The sequence below is a fragment of the Bacillus sp. FSL K6-6540 genome (genome assembly GCF_038007545.1).
This window is the reverse complement of sequence record NZ_JBBOXH010000002.1, coordinates 771,971-787,990: the sequence shown is the minus strand read 5'-3', so window position 1 is coordinate 787,990 and position 16,020 is coordinate 771,971. Positions and strand designations below refer to the sequence as shown.

11 protein-coding genes and 1 pseudogene are annotated in these 16,020 nt (G+C 35.3%); 10 read left to right on the top strand and 2 right to left on the bottom strand.

Annotated features, from left to right (window positions below; all coding sequences use genetic code 11):
• Positions 1-66 precede the first annotated feature (66 nt).
• From MHH82_RS36340 to MHH82_RS36320, 5 genes are all read left to right on the top strand, one after another.
• Positions 67-1,830 (top strand): DNA cytosine methyltransferase, encoded by a 1,764-nt coding sequence (locus tag MHH82_RS36340; RefSeq protein WP_072175733.1) that lies wholly within the window; start codon positions 67-69, stop codon positions 1,828-1,830.
• A gap of 96 nt (positions 1,831-1,926) precedes the next feature.
• On the top strand, positions 1,927-3,405 hold the full coding sequence (locus MHH82_RS36335; protein ID WP_072175734.1) for an ATP-binding protein: 1,479 nt from the start codon (positions 1,927-1,929) through the stop codon (positions 3,403-3,405).
• On the top strand, positions 3,398-6,088 hold the full coding sequence (locus MHH82_RS36330; RefSeq protein ID WP_072175735.1) for a Z1 domain-containing protein: 2,691 nt from the start codon (positions 3,398-3,400) through the stop codon (positions 6,086-6,088). Before MHH82_RS36335 ends, MHH82_RS36330 begins: the two co-directional genes overlap by 8 nt.
• Positions 6,081-7,103: a PD-(D/E)XK motif protein gene (locus MHH82_RS36325; RefSeq protein WP_072175736.1), complete on the top strand. Its 1,023-nt coding sequence runs from the start codon at positions 6,081-6,083 to the stop codon at positions 7,101-7,103. The genes MHH82_RS36330 and MHH82_RS36325 overlap by 8 nt, the downstream gene beginning before the upstream one ends.
• Positions 7,104-7,108: 5 nt before the next feature.
• Positions 7,109-8,935 (top strand): AIPR family protein, encoded by a 1,827-nt coding sequence (locus MHH82_RS36320; protein ID WP_072175737.1) that lies wholly within the window; start codon positions 7,109-7,111, stop codon positions 8,933-8,935.
• Positions 8,936-9,270: 335 nt separating this feature from the next.
• Here the strand turns inward: MHH82_RS36320 and fbp are convergent, their stop codons facing one another.
• On the bottom strand, positions 9,271-11,196 hold the full coding sequence (gene fbp / locus MHH82_RS36315) for a fructose-1,6-bisphosphatase (protein ID WP_139026574.1): 1,926 nt from the start codon (positions 11,194-11,196) through the stop codon (positions 9,271-9,273).
• Positions 11,197-11,676: 480 nt separating this feature from the next.
• Here fbp and MHH82_RS36310 point away from each other — a divergent pair, with 480 nt between their 5' ends.
• Both MHH82_RS36310 and MHH82_RS36305 read left to right on the top strand, forming a co-directional pair.
• Positions 11,677-12,306, top strand: a complete 630-nt coding sequence (locus tag MHH82_RS36310) for an ATP-binding cassette domain-containing protein (protein WP_021481061.1) — start codon at positions 11,677-11,679, stop codon at positions 12,304-12,306.
• Between the two features lie 20 nt (positions 12,307-12,326).
• The gene (locus MHH82_RS36305; protein ID WP_072175739.1) at positions 12,327-13,049 is read left to right on the top strand and encodes a peptide ABC transporter permease; all 723 of its coding nucleotides are present in this window, start codon (positions 12,327-12,329) and stop codon (positions 13,047-13,049) included.
• Between the two features lie 90 nt (positions 13,050-13,139).
• Here MHH82_RS36305 and MHH82_RS36300 read toward each other — a convergent pair whose 3' ends face one another.
• Complete coding sequence (locus MHH82_RS36300; protein ID WP_032722782.1) at positions 13,140-13,850, bottom strand: GntR family transcriptional regulator; 711 nt, start codon at positions 13,848-13,850, stop codon at positions 13,140-13,142.
• A gap of 157 nt (positions 13,851-14,007) precedes the next feature.
• Between MHH82_RS36300 and MHH82_RS36295 the strand changes: the two are divergent.
• From MHH82_RS36295 to bglA, 3 genes and pseudogenes are all read left to right on the top strand, one after another.
• A pseudogene (locus MHH82_RS36295) lies at positions 14,008-14,196 on the top strand (PTS transporter subunit EIIB); the annotation flags it as partial.
• Between the two features lie 30 nt (positions 14,197-14,226).
• The gene (locus MHH82_RS36290) at positions 14,227-14,403 is read left to right on the top strand and encodes a PTS glucose transporter subunit IIA (RefSeq protein ID WP_031601167.1); all 177 of its coding nucleotides are present in this window, start codon (positions 14,227-14,229) and stop codon (positions 14,401-14,403) included.
• A gap of 13 nt (positions 14,404-14,416) precedes the next feature.
• Positions 14,417-15,856: a 6-phospho-beta-glucosidase BglA gene (gene bglA / locus MHH82_RS36285; protein ID WP_041850300.1), complete on the top strand. Its 1,440-nt coding sequence runs from the start codon at positions 14,417-14,419 to the stop codon at positions 15,854-15,856.
• Positions 15,857-16,020 lie beyond the last annotated feature (164 nt).

The window sequence follows — 16,020 nt, the reverse complement described above, 5'->3', positions numbered from 1 at the left end:
ATTGAAAAAAAGAGTTAAATCATATATGCTGCTTTTACAGTTGTTTTTTAAATAGGAGCGAAACAAATGAGTACAACAGTAAAATTTAAACTAATCGATTTGTTTGCAGGTGCTGGAGGACTAAGCAACGGATTCGAACAAACTGGGAGATTCAAAGTAATTGGTGCTGTAGAAATAAACAAAGAAGCAGTTCAAACATACATTTATAATCATAATAAAAACACAGATATTATTATCAAACCTAAAGGTAGTGAGATTAGCGATATAACAAAAATAAAATTTAGTGACTACTTAAAAGAAAAAAATATTAATAATAATGAAACTGTTGTTATCGGTGGTCCGCCTTGTCAAGGTTTCTCAAATGCAAATCGTCAGAAAAACCATTTGATTTCTGGTAATAATCAGCTTGTTAAAGAATTTGCACGTGCCATTGATGAGATTAAGCCAGTAGGTTTTTTATTGGAAAATGTCAAAACAATGAACTCAGAGAAGCATAAGTTTTTTGTTACGGAACAAGGAGAAGGAGTATTTGCATATAGTTCAGAAGAACACTTGCAAGAGATTACTACGAAACTTGGAAAAAAACCTCTATGGGAAAAAGAAAAATTAGTTTTAATGGATTCAACCAATACTAATTTAAAATCTTTAATAGATGAGCTAATTGAAAAGTCTTTTACACCATTTCTAACATCAAATATACATCTTTCTAGAATGCGTAGTTTACTACGAAATCTTAAGAGCGATAAAGTTTACAATGTAGTAAAAAAGAAAGAAGAAGAGGAAATTAAAAGTGTAATTCAATGTATTAATGAGTATGATTTTTCACTTTTAAACGGTTATGAAGTATTGAATCGAATTTTTCTTAATACTAAGGAAGCTCTAGTATCACTGATACAACGAAATAATAATGATAACAAACTACAAATCAACAAACTTAATGATTTTATGGAATTAAATCAACTTTTGAAACATCTAGAAGAGTTAAAACAACAAAAAATAAAAATAGTGGGGAAAACAAAAGCAAAACTAATTAACGAAAAATTGATAGTTAGTGTAACAGTTAAATCTTATAATATAGTTAAATATTTAACCTATTTCTTTAAATTTATAGGCTATGAAATTAAAACTGAAGTAATGTTAGCTAGTGATTTTGGTACGCCTCAAAACAGACATCGATTTATGATTTTAGGTATTAAAAAGGACTATGTAAAAAACGGTCCTGTCAAGATGCCAGAAAAATTCGAATCAGAAAAACTTCCTTTTACTGTTTATGATGCCATAAAAGATTTAGAGAATATTGCACCAACTAAAGATGTAGCTGATAATAAAATCCCTTATAGTATCGATTCACAAAAAACAGAGATGCAACACTATTTTCGTTCAACAATAAAAGGAGATTTCATATACAACCATATAAATACTGATAGCAAGCCTCTAAGTCGGCAACGATTTGAAGCTTTAAAACAAAGTGGAGGAAGGAATTTCCATAGTTTATCGAAAGAGCTAAAAGAAATATCTTATACTGACGGATCACGAACTCAAAATACAGTGTATTTAAGAATGAATTATCATGAGCCGTCTCCAACAGTAATCAATGTTAGAAAATCAATGTGGCAACACCCAGAGAAAGCAGAAGCATTGAGTATTCGAGAGGCTGCACGATTGCAATCCTTTAAAGATGATTATGTTTTTATTGGATCAAAAGATAAACAATATCAACAGGTTGGAAATGCCGTACCACCACTTTTAGCACGTGCAGTTGCTGAACAAATGTTATATATATTAGGCGATAAACCGATTAAGAAAATAACTGATGAATTTAATTTTTAAAATCTCGGAGTACACGAAGTTTAAACAATGACGTGTACTCTTTTCAATATTTTGTTAACCTAAAAGTATCAAAAGATATAGAGTGAGGGATTGAAGTTGGATACAATTTTAACTAGACCATCTGCAGCTCCTGTCATCCAATCGTTAAGAAATATAGGATATAATGCACAAACTGCTATTGCAGACATTATAGATAATAGTTTAGATGCCAATTCAACTGATGTTCATATTACATTTGAATATAATTCCGGTAATGGATACATTTTAATATATGATAATGGAATAGGAATGACAGATGAAGAATTACAAGTTGCTATGACTATTGGCTCCAAAGATCCGAGACTGGAAAGGAAAGAAAGGGAACTCGGAAGATTTGGAATGGGTTTAAAAACTGCAGCATTTTCATTAGGAAAACGTTTGAGTGTTGTGACTAAGAGTCAAGGGGTTATTTCTGAGCGTTGTTGGGATTTAGATTTTGTAAGTGAAAATAATGAGTGGGAATTACTCAAACAAATACCCGAGGACATAAAAGAAAAAATAGGTGGTCTTGAGTCTAACGGGACAATAGTATTTATTGATAAGTTAGATCGTTTTACTGGATATGATAGCAAGAAAGTTATTCAACCAAGAAGCTTTTATGGAAAGGTAGCTAGAGTTAGAAAGTATTTGGAAATGGTTTTTCATTTAAAGTTACAAAATGGTTTTAATATTTATTTAAATGATAACTTTTTAATACCTTGGGATCCTTTTTTAAGTAAACACCCGAAAACGATTGAAGGAGAAACACAAGTTATACGGGTAAATCGAAAAAGGGTAAAGATAACTCCATATGTTTTGCCACATCCTTCAGCTTTCAAAGAAAGTGAATATAAAGATGCATCTGGTCCAAAAGGTTGGCGTGATCAACAAGGATTTTATATTTATAGAGAAGGGCGCTTGGTGAATTTTGGAGATTGGTTTGGGATGTTTACAAAAGACAATTACTCTGAATTAGTAAGAATAAAAATAGACTTTAATAATAATGCTGATGAAGATTGGAAAATAGATATTAAAAAATCAAGTATTTCAATACCAGAAGATGCTAAGGAAAATTTAAAAGCAATAGGTAAATATTATAGACAGGTGTCTAAAGAAATTATGCTTTACCGAGCAAAACCTAACAAGAAAACGGATCGATTAAAAGGTTCTTTACATACTTGGGAACTTTACAATGATGAAGTTAACAGCGTATATGTTTTAAATCGTAATCACCCAATTTTAATTGAAGTTTTAAAAGAAGTTAATGATATAACTCGAAAAAAACTAAATTCCTATCTGAAACTTATTGAATGGGGTTCTCCTAATAATTTACTTATGTCTGAGTCGATGGTTAAAAAAGAAGAAGAAATTCAAGAGCTAGATGAAAATAAAAGATTCATTATTATAGAGGTAGCAAATAGCTTAGTCTCTATTAATGATGAAATTGATATAAATCTTATAGTCGACTCTATTTCTTTAATAGCAGGTTTTGAATCAATTAATAGAAGTACAATAAAGACTTTTATAGAAAAGGAAGTGTTAGTGAAAAATGAATGAAACAATGAGAGAAAATTATAAGGCAACTTTTAAAACGATATATCATGCCTTTCAAAATAGTGGTATTAATTCTCCTTTTGAACGAGCACAGGCTATAGCAGAAGATAAGTTAAAAACAAGCTATCATGATGTTAAGGAATCTGATTTAGAAAGTCTAGCGTTAGAGATGTTTGAGTTGTATGGAGGATATATTGATATTCCAAAGAGTTCTATATTGAAGGGAACTGGTGCGAAAAATTGGTTTGATGAAAATGCACTTCCTGTATACTCGTACTTCTGGCCAAGATATAGAAGATATTTAGAAGAGTACAAAAATTGGGAAAGGGAAAATGTAGACTCAATCCATGAATCGACAAATAAAATTCTTAGATCAATAGGTAATCCTAAAAGTACAGAGGCCTTTGACGTACGTGGCTTAGTATTGGGATATGTTCAATCTGGTAAAACAGCCAATTTTACCGGTCTAATTAATAAAGCTTTTGACATTGGGTATAAATTAGTAATTGTTTTAGCTGGTATGCATAATGACTTACGATCTCAAACACAAATTAGGTTAGAAGAAGAAGTAGTAGGGAGAATTGATGAAAACACAGACGAGAAGATAGGAGTAGCCAAGATTAGAAATGATGGTCCACTTGTCACAACTTGGACTACAAAGGATAAAGATATTACTGTAGCACATGCTAAAAAACGTGATTTTCTTTCTCGAAATCTCCTCATTGTGAAGAAAAATAAATCTGTATTAGAGTCTTTGAAAGAAATATTATTGCAGAGTATTATGTTATCAAAGAAAAACGAAGATGTACCGGTATTGATTATAGACGATGAAGCAGATCAAGCAAGTGTAGATACATCAAATCCAAATAAAGAAGAAAATCCAAAAACGATTAATAAATTAATTCGAGAAATTTTAGAGTTGTTCAGAAAGAAATCATATGTAGGATACACGGCTACACCTTTTGCTAATCTTTTAATCCGGACTGATGCGAAACATGATACTGCGGGTAAGGATCTATACCCAAAAGATTTTGTTGTAGCCTTACCTAAGCCAAAAGGATATTGTGGTCCAGCTGAATATTTTAATGTAACAGGATATCTTAAAGATAATAAACCTTTACTCTTAAGACATTTAAATGAAGAAGATTTAAACTTATTTAACAGTATGAAAAAAACGACAGATTCAGACAAATTTAATAAAGTACCTAAATCAATGAGAGAAGCAATTTTTGCATTTTTAATTGCCATAGCAGTAAGAAATCTACGTGGACAAAATGGAAAACATAACTCAATGCTGATCCATACTTCACGCTTTACAGATACACAAGGCACTATGACAGAAGTCATAGAAAGATACTATCAAGAATTATGTAATGATATTTTATATAACAGTCATAGTAATTATATTACTGAATTAAAAGAGCTTTATTTAAATGACCACTTATTAGTACAACGAGAATTTGATAAACAACTCCCCGTTTATGATTGGAAAGAAGTTTTTAAAGAGATTAAAACACTTGTTAGCAATGTGCGCATAATGGAGATAAACGGACAGAGTGGAGAAGCCTTAGAATATGAAACTTATAAGGATGTCGGTTTGAATGTAATAGTAGTCGGAGGTGATAAATTATCTCGTGGATTAACGCTTGAAGGACTAAGTGTTTCATACTATTATCGAGGAACAAACATGTATGATACATTGATGCAAATGGGTAGGTGGTTCGGTTTTAGAACTGGTTACATGGATTTGTGTCGTATTTATACTTCTGAAACAGTATCTGATTATTTTGAACACATGGCTTTTGTAATGGTAGAGTTACGTAAGGAATTTGAATATATTGCAAAAAACGAGAATGTCACACCGGAAGAATATGCGATAAAAATGTTAGATCATGAAGATATGCAGGTAACAAGCATAGCGAAAATGCGTTATGCTAAGAAACTAACTAATTACAGTGGTATGAGACAGACCCGTATTTTTGACTCTAGAGAGCTTATTATGAAGAAAAATTTTGATGCAACTTTAAGTTTAATAAATGAAATAGAAACACCAATCACAAAGTTAAATAATAAATTGAAAAAGGACACTCAATATTATATATCAAGAGATGTAGCTAGTAGGCGAGTAATAGATTTTCTTAAAAGATATGAAACGCCAGCCTCTGTTAACAAAGTTAATAGTAAAGATATTGCTAGTTTTATTGAAAGAATGAATTCAAAAAATGAGTTACAGAAATTTAATGTGATTATTGTTGGTGGTACTAACTCAACATTAAATAGTGATAATGTTAAGCTAGCTGGTTTAAAAAAGCATCCAGTTAATTTAGGAAAAATAAAATTAGAAACTGCAGTTATTCGGGCTGTAGAGAAAAAGATAGATCCAACAGATAAAGTTGATATAGGGGCGATTGTGGCAAGTAATCAAGAGTTTGTAGATTTAGAGCAGCCAAGTCAAACAGAACGTAATAAACATAATGCTGCTTTATTAGTCTATCCATTACATCCAGGAGTAGAATTATTTAAAGATTTAGGGTACGAATTTAATGAAAACTTTGTACCTGTAGGATTTGCATTTTCTTTTCCGGAAATAACGGAAAAATTTACAGATGATGGAGGGGATATAATTAAAAAGCAGGGGAAATTCATAGTAAATAAAACTGTTAAAAGAGGTAGTAAAAATGATTAATCTTACAGAAGAAATTAAAAAATTACTAGACATCACGGATAATGATCAGAATGAACAGGTCTATAAACTTAAAACAATACATTTTAAAATACCTATTATGATGATAGGAATTGATATGATCACTAGGGAACGCAGGATTTATATTGATATCAGTAATGAAAATTGGAATGATGATCAAATGAAATCGCTTCCTAAGTGGAGGGGAGTAAAGATAACTATAGATACCTTTGATAAGATAGGACCGTTAATTAATAAGAGGTTTTTAATTATTGCTCAAGAAGAGGAAGATAGTGAAGAGATTTTCGAAAAACTTCTACAAAGTTTGGTTGACCATATTTTAGTAAGTGAAGGACGTTCTTTATTTACAGTTATTTATGGAGTCTTAGATCGGTGGCACAATTTCTTTCGGTTTAAGACGAATAAACGGCTTTCTTTGGAAGAGCAGATGGGTTTATTTGGAGAATTATACTATATAAGTACTTGGTTGAATAAATTTTCGGATGAACCACCATTGATAATTGATGCTTGGAAAGGACCAACAAAACACAGAATAGATTTTGTGAAAGAAAATATAGGAATTGAAATTAAGACAATCTCTCAAAAAATTCATGATGGCATACGTATATCAAATGAAACGCAACTAGAATTAAACAACGTAATTCGTAAAATTTACTTGTATGTACTTAAAATTGAACATACACAATCTGATGATGGAAAATCAATTCAAGATTTAATAGATGATATTCGCTTTCAGCTAAATGAACGATCAAAAACAGGGTTAGTTCGATTTAATGATATTTTACTTGAACTATATATTTCAGATGATATGTATAATGATGTGTATTTTTATATACATAACGAAGAAACTTACGAAGTTACTGAAAAATTCCCGAAGATCATAAGTGATAATCTACCGATTGGTGTAACTAATGTATCCTATAAAATTGATTTATCTCACTGTATTGAGTTCAAAGTGGAAACTGATAAAGCATATTATTCAAGTAAAGTAGGTTGAGTGATGTGAAGGAAGAGAAGAAGAAAATTGAATTTCTGGAAGAATTCATAGATGCAGTTGAACAAAAAGGTTTAACGATTGGTAGCAGAGAAATTCCATTCTTTACTGAAATGTTAACTTACATGAACCAAGAAGATGAACCCTCAATTATATTCCCATATATAAAAGGAAATATCAAAGTTAATGGTTATTTTTATGATGAAGAGTCTGCTAATTTAAGTCTTTATGTCGTTGATTATGATATCAATTTTGATGAAGGTACTCTACCTGAAACCACAAAAACTAAACTTACTGAAATTGCGAATAAGGCAAAACGTTTTTATACTAACTCAAATGGGATTTATCATAGTGCTAGCGGTGGGGTTGAATTTAGAGAACTGGCAAGGTTTATTACTAATAATCGTAATGTAATAGATGAGGTAAATATTTATGTTTTGACTACAAGTTTTTATCTGACAAACAAACCGGTAGAAGTTAATATCCCGGGGGTAGAGGCTGTTAACGTTCATATTTGGGACATGGACCGCGTATATAGATTATCTGAGGCTGAGCAAGGTATTCGTGATTTTGATATTGAATTGGAGGTAGACTACAATCAATCAATTGAAATGATGAATGTTCCGAAAAGAGAGAACTGTCAAAGTAATTATGATTTTGATTGCTATATTGGTTATATACCAGCGGATTTATTAGCTAAACTTTATGATGACTGGGGCCCAAAACTTGTTGAACGTAACGTACGTTCATTTTTACAAGCACGTGGAGGAACAAATAAAGGTATACGGGATACACTAAAAGATCCTATTCAACGTGATATGTTTGTTTCCTATAATAACGGTATATCTAGTGTTGCTAAAGATGCTGATATTCAACAAATAGGAGACAACAACTTATATCGTATAACTCGAATTACTAGTTGGCAGATTGTCAATGGTGGACAGACAACAGCATCTGTTCATCAGGCTTATAAAAGTGGAGTAGATTTAAAGGATGTGTATGTTCAAACAAAGTTAACAATTTTAAAAGTTAGTGAACAGGAAGAAGATCGATATAAACTTGAAGATGAAATTGTATCTAAAATTTCAGAGTACGCGAATACACAAAATAAAATTAATAAATCTGATTTATTGGCTAACACAAGATTTATGTCAGATATTGAAAAATTATCCCGGAGTATTTGGATTCCAAGCTTAGATAACAGAAAAGAAGAGTCCAAGTGGTACTTTGAACGAGCTCGCGGACAATATATGGTTGATATTAGTCGACGTAAAAAAGGGAAAGAACAAAATGTATTCAAAAAGATATATCCAAAGGAAAACGTAATTACAAAAGTAGACTTAGCAAAGTTTTTTATGTCTTGGGAGGGATTTCCTCATATATCAAGTAAAGGTGGAGAAGAGGCCTTTAAACAATTTATGAATGTAAATAGTCGTTTTTGGAAATCTAATACAAACGAGAAGGGGGAATCAACAAGCTTAGATGAGATCGATAGTGATTTCTATAAACAGTTAATTTCTCGTAAAATCATCAACTCTTATGTAACAGACATTGTTAACGAGATGAACTTAAAAGGATACCGAGCAAATGTTATTTACTATACAGTGGCAATGCTCGGGCACATATATGGAAGACAAATTAATTTAATGGAGATTTGGGAATCACAAAGTGTTCCTAATCAATGGGATAGTATAGTAAAAATAATTGCTCAAAATGCATTAAACTATTTACGTGATTCAGCCGGAGATCGAAACGTAACTCAATGGGCTAAACAAGCAACATGTTGGGATTTATTTAAAGAGGAATCAACAACAGTATTGAGCCAGTTGATTTAATCACTACACTTTCTTAGATGAGAGATTGAGTTTAAAGGGAGACCAACAAATTTTAGAATAAAAATATATCTCCAAAAGTAAGCAGGCATATATTATAGCAACTTCGTAATTTTGATAATTGCTTTATGTTAATCTTAATTATAAGTGATTTTTTAAAAGGTAATTCATTCAAAATAAAGAGGTATGTGAAAAGTTCACGTACCTTTTTTTAATTGAGATTATTCACGTACTTGTAAGCGAGCAGATAACGAGACTTGTTAGCAATTTTGCTGTGTTAAATGAGAAATTAAAAAACCATAAGGAGCCCAGAGATGTCACCCCTGAACCCCTATCCCTCACTTCATATACCGATACTCCCGCAAACTCTCCAAAATCGCAACTTCCTGCAACAATTCCTCACCAACATTCGTTTCCTTCACTTTCTTCCGCTCAAGCTCTTTGTCCACTAACCGCTTCACTGTTAAGACATCGGTTCCGGTGCTTAGGACTTCTGCCTTTGAGTTGAAGTGTTTATGGGCGACGAGCTGCATGCCGTAGGAGTTGTAGAGCAGCGTGTAGCCGGCGATGCCTGTTGTGGATTGGTAAGCCTTGGAGAAGCCGCCGTCGATGACGATCATTTTTCCGTTTGCTTTGATTGGGTCTTCTCCTTCGATTTCTTTTACCGGTGTATGGCCGTTGATGATATGGCCATGATCTGGATTGAGGCCGAATTCTGCCAGGATGTTTCGGCAGGTTTCCTCGTCTTCTCGTAAATAATAATACGGGTTTTTCTTTTCTTTATGCGTTTCCTTCTCTTTAATGAAATAGCGCTCAAATGTGGTCATGGCGCGTTTTCCGAAAAGGGAGGAATACTCGCCTGTCCATAAATACCAAGCCATATCTGTTGCCAGGTCATCGGTTTCTTCCGGGTGGGCAAAGGCTTCCCGTAAGAATCGTTCAAATACATCGAGCAGCTCACGGCCCGCATACGGTTTATCCTCAATCATCATCGTTTCCATATTGCCGTTTTCATCGACAGGAATACAGCCGTGAATCAACAGGTTGCCGTTATATTTTAAATAAAGGCTGCCTTTTTTCATCATAAAATTCATATGGCGGCCCAGCTTTTCGGAATGCTGGACAGAGAATAGCAGCTTGTCTATGACTTCTGCTTCTTCTTCTAAAAGCTGATCTGGCTGCTCCGGAGTAATCGTCGCAAAGCAGGTGTTTTCCAGTTGATATGTTTTACCGTTCAGCGTGATTTCATTTTTGTCATAATCTATTTTCTCTAATAACAGCCGCTCTTCCATATTAAAGTTCGGCCGTCTCTTGATAATCGGGCTCTCAAGCTTGAATTGGATCATGGCAATCGCTTGATGGATTTTTGTGATTTGCTTAATCTCATCCTCTGGTCTGTTGTCGTCTGCTTTTGGACGGAACGCTGGATTATCATCATAATATTTTTCGGCCAGGTTCAGAAGCGGTCTCAGGTTGATGCCGTACACGTCCTCAATAATATCCAGGTTGTCGTAGCGGGCACAGATGCGGATAATATTGGCCAGGCACACTTTGGAACCGGAATAGGCGCCGATCCAAAGGACATCGTGATTTCCCCACTGAATATCGACAGAATGATAGTTGATCAGTTCTTCCATAATCCTATCCGGTTGCGGTCCGCGGTCGTAAATATCGCCGACCACATGCAGATGGTCGACCACCAATCGCTGAACGCTGTATGCAAGGCCGGTGATCAGCTTATCGGCTTGGCCAAGTTCAATGATCTGATCAATGATTTCGGAGTAATATTGCTCCTTGTTGCCAGCTTGTTCTGTTTTGTATAACAGCTCCTCCGTAATATAAGCAAATTGGGCAGGCAGTGCTTTGCGTAATTTGGAGCGGGTATACTTGGAGGAGCAATATGAAACGAGCTTAATCATTCGATGAATCGTTTCTTTATACCACTCGTTTAACGCTTCTTTCGCATCAAAGTCATGTTTGATTAACTTCAGTTTGTCTTCCGGATAGTAGACCAATGCTGCTAATTCATCGATTTCTCTATCGTAAATGACACCGCTGAAGATGTCGCGTATCTTCTCTTTGACTCGTCCTGAACCATTGCGCAGCACGTGCTGGAATGCCTGATACTCCCCGTGCAAATCACTGACAAAATGCTCAGTGCCCTTCGGCAGGTTCAATATCGCTTTCAAATTAATGATTTCTGTTACCACTTTTTCTTCACAATCGTATTTTTGTGCGAGTAGATCTAGGTACTTGCTTTCCAAAACCGTCCAACCCCTTTTTAGAATAAACCCCTCTTTATGAGCATGTGCATGATAAGGTGAATTTAAAAGTATGTCATTGTTTTTCATCATTGGACCTTTATATGATAGTACCGCATAACTGCTTTTATAGACAATTGAAACGAGTGAAAGATTAAGGCAGCTAGAGCTGAAAAACCTTTCAGCAGAATCTACGGAGGAGGTTATTTAGTCAAGGGCTTAGGCTAAAAGGTTCAGTATCCTCCTTATTGTTGTTATCAATATGCATTGATATGGTATTGACGATCCATTTATTTAGCTTGTTGTCAGTTATCTTGTAAGGAATTGCCTTGAGGAAACTGCCGTTGTTGTACATTGAGTGTTATATATTGTAAACTAGAGTAAAAGATATCCAGATTAATCATCGAAAAACATTTCTTACAGTTCCAAACCGGAAACGAAAGAGGTACCTCGAAAATACAAATATTTCCTAGGAGTATGTATATGAATATAGCAAATTACACTTTAATAGTGAAAGGAAAAACGTTACTTCAGGACACCGACTTGCATTTTTCGAGCGGGAAAATTAATCACGTTGTTGGAAAAAATGGAGTCGGTAAATCACAGCTTGCTAAAGACTTTTTGTTGAATAATAGCAAAAGAATCGGCAGAGATATTCGTCAAAATGTTTCTTTAATATCCAGCTCGTCGAATATACCTAATGATGTTTCTAAGGACTTTTTATTACACTTTTTGAGTAAAAAATTTGATGCAGAAATGATAGATAAAATCGCACATTTACTTAATCTGGATAATATTGATGGAAAAGTTCTGATCAAAAATTTGAGTGATGGACAAAAGCAAAAATTAAAATTGCTCAGTTTCTTATTAGAGGATAAAAATATTATTGTTTTAGATGAAATAACGAATTCATTAGACAAAAAAACGGTTATAGAGATTCATGGCTTCTTAAACAAGTATATTCAGGAGAACCCCGAGAAGATTATCATCAACATCACACATGATTTGTCTGATTTAAAGGCGATAGAAGGGGATTATTATATATTTAATCACCAAGAAATTCAACAATATCATTCAGTGGATAAATTAATTGAAGTGTATATAAATGAGTAATAAAACAGTGGGGGCTTGAGATGAAATTAGAGTTTAAAAAGAGTATTAGCAACAAAGTTATCATTATTTTAGGAGCAATGTTTGTATTTTTATTCTTGCTGGGTTATTTTTTACTTGTTGGAATTGATAAAGTCAGCAATGTTACACCTGAAATGTTTTTCTTTAGCTCCTATACTGTTGCGACCCAGTTTGGTTTGATGTTATTTTCATTTGTTATAGCTTTCTTTATTAATAGAGAGTATTCAAACAAAAATATTCTCTTTTACAAATTAATTGGAGAGAACATCTATACTTTCTTTTATAAAAAGATAGCTGTTTTATTTTTAGAATGTTTTGCATTTATAACGCTAGGCCTGCTAATCATATCGTTGATGTACCATGATTTTTCGCATTTTGCATTATTACTTTTTTTATTTTCTGCAGTTATACTGCAGTATATTCTAATTATCGGAACTATAAGCATGTTATGTCCTAATATATTAATTAGTATAGGTGTCAGTATCGTTTATTGGATGACTTCTGTTATCTTAGTAGCTATAAGCAATAAAACGTTTGGTTTCATTGCTCCTTTTGAGGCAGGTAACACTATGTATCTCCGAATAGAAAGAGTGCTGCAATCTGATAACATGACACTTGGGAGTAATGATGTTTTATTTATTATTTTGTATTTAGTTTCAATTATTATCATAAATGCGATTATCCTTCGCTTTTCTAAAACTAGATGGATCAAAATGGGCATTTAATAAAGGAAGCTACTTCACAGTGAAGTAGCTTTTTTTGAACATAATATTTGGTGGAGAATTATTAAAAGAAATCCTATTAGATACCGAATTTCACAATAAAAAACTATTAGCCTGTACGACAAACTGCGACTGCTTATAATTATACGAAATCTTCGAGTAATCAAACGGCTGCCCATTTGTCAGGTGAAAAATACTTTCTATATACAGCTTCGGCAGTCCAGCCTCTAACCCCAAATATTCCGCTTCCTCCTCATTAAGCTGGTCCACGTGCAGAAACAAATCAGAAAAACCAATCTTCAACCCCAGTCCTTCCCGGATGTAATGGAAGATGGAGTGGGAGACGATTTCGTTGTTTAAATACGTCACGATCGATTTGTTGTAATAGGATTCTTCGTAGCAAAGGGTCTGGCCGTTGATATAGCGGACCCTTTTGACATAGTAGGTGTCCTCGTCCATTTCGATGTTCAGGTTTTCCGCCGCTTCAGGTGTCGGCTTTCTCACGTCCAGTTCGATGACTTTTGAGGTGACGTTGAAATCCTCGAGATCTTTTTTAAATCCCTGATTCGACAGAAGGCTGATATAGCCTTTTCGTTTATGTTTTCTGACGAAAATGCCGCTTCCTCTGACTTGAAAGATCGCGCCTTTTTGCTCTAATAGCTCGAGGGACTTTGTGATTGTGCTTTTGCTGACTTCAAACTGGGCCATGAGGGTTTCCAGGACTGGCAGTTTGTCTCCCTGCTGAAGCTGGTGTTCTTCTATATATGTTTCAATTTCCGCTGCGATTTGCTGGTATTTTAACATACGCATTCCTCATTTATTCGTTTAATTTCACTTGTCAAAATTATAGCATAAACCGCTTACAATTATAGTTAGTCCGTAAATATTTTGTTTCGGTATTGATAAATTATACCGGTACAATTATAATGAAAGCGCAACCAAAACAAAGGGGTGGGTGAAAATGTCGGGGAAAGTGAGAGATTATACGAAACTAGCAAAAGACATTTTAGAGGCCGTAGGCGGGGAAGAGAATGTGATTGGGGCTTCTCGCTGCGCTACCAGACTTCGATTGGTGCAGAAGCGGTCTACCCCTAAAGCGAAGGAAATCGTGAAATCGATGCCACCATCCCGGGTCATTACGGTTGTCAAAGCATGCGATTGACCTGCGTTCAGCGTCGAATTGCTTGCGCACATCGGGCTGGATACGGTGACATTAGACGGCAGGCCTTTTTCCTTGAAGGTAAAAGAAGGCGATACCGTCAAAAAAGGCGAAGTGCTTGTTGAGTTTGATAAAGCTTTCATTGAAGAGATTGAGGAAAGTGCATTGCATCAAAAAATATTTACAGTCGTAAGCTGAGGAGGAATTAAACATGGGAAACATGCCGAAAGATTTTTTATGGGGCGGTGCTTTAGCCGCCCACCAATTTGAAGGCGGATGGAATCAAGGCGGTAAAGGGCCGAGTGTCGTCGATGTGATGACAGCGGGTGCGCACGGCGTGCCGAGAAAAATCACGGACACGATTGAAGAAAACGAATTTTATCCAAACCATGAAGCCATTGATTTCTATCACAGATACAAGGAAGATATCGCTTTGTTTGCGGAAATGGGATTAAAATGCCTGCGGACGTCCATCGGCTGGAGCCGCATTTTTCCGAAAGGCGATGAGACTGAACCGAACGAAGCGGGTTTGCAGTTTTATGATGATGTGTTTGATGAATTGTTGAAGCATGGGATCGAGCCGGTCATTACCCTGTCTCACTTTGAAATGCCGCTGCACCTGGCAAGAGAATATGGCGGCTTCAGAAACCGGAAAGTCGTGGACTTCTTCGTCAACTTTGCAGAGGCTTGCTTTACCCGTTACAAAGATAAAGTGAAGTACTGGATGACATTTAACGAGATCAACAACCAAATGGATGTGAACAATCCGTTGTTCCTATGGACGAATTCAGGTGTTGTGGTTGGCGAAAACGAAAACGCCAAGGAGGTCATGTACCAAACGGCACACCACGAACTAGTGGCGAGTGCCTTAGCAGTGGCAAAAGGAAAAGACATCAATCCAGAGTTCCAGATCGGGGCCATGGTATCACACGTGCCGATTTATCCTTTCTCCTCCAATCCTGAAGATGTGATGCTGGCTGAAGAAGAAATGAGGCAGCGCTATTTCTTCCCTGATGTACAGGTTCGCGGTTATTATCCAAGCTACGCGTTGAAGGAATTTGAACGCGAAGGCTACAACATCACATTCGAAGACGGCGATGATGAGATTTTAAGAAACGGAACCGTCGATTACTTAGGCTTCAGCTATTACATGTCAACAACTGTGAAAAGCGATGTGAAAAATGATAACACTGGCGATATTGTAAATGGCGGCTTGCCGAATGGTGTCGAAAATCCGTACATCACTTCGAGTGACTGGGGATGGGCGATTGATCCAACCGGGCTGAGATATACGTTAAATCGTTTTTATGACCGATACCAAATCCCGTTATTCATCGTTGAAAATGGCTTTGGCGCAGTGGATACGCTGGAGGAGGACGGCAAGGTTCATGATCCGGAACGCATTCAATATTTAAAATCGCATATTGAAGCATTGAAAAAAGCGGTCACGTACGATGGTGTTGATTTAATTGGCTACACGCCGTGGGGCATTATTGATATTGTCTCCTTCACAACTGGCGAAATGAAAAAACGCTACGGCATGATCTATGTTGATCGTGACAATGAAGGAAACGGATCCATGAAGCGGTATAAGAAAGATTCCTTTGAGTGGTACAAAAATGTCATTCAAACGAATGGCGAGGACCTATAAGAAGCTGGCCCGAATCGAGCACGTTTACCGGAGTGCCTGGTTCGGGTTTTTGGCATGATCCGATCCGATATCCAATAATGGGAATAGATTACTAGCTCTGATTGCTATGTTATGATTTCACCTGTAAGATCCTTTTTTGTATAATTTAATATTAGAATGGAAGA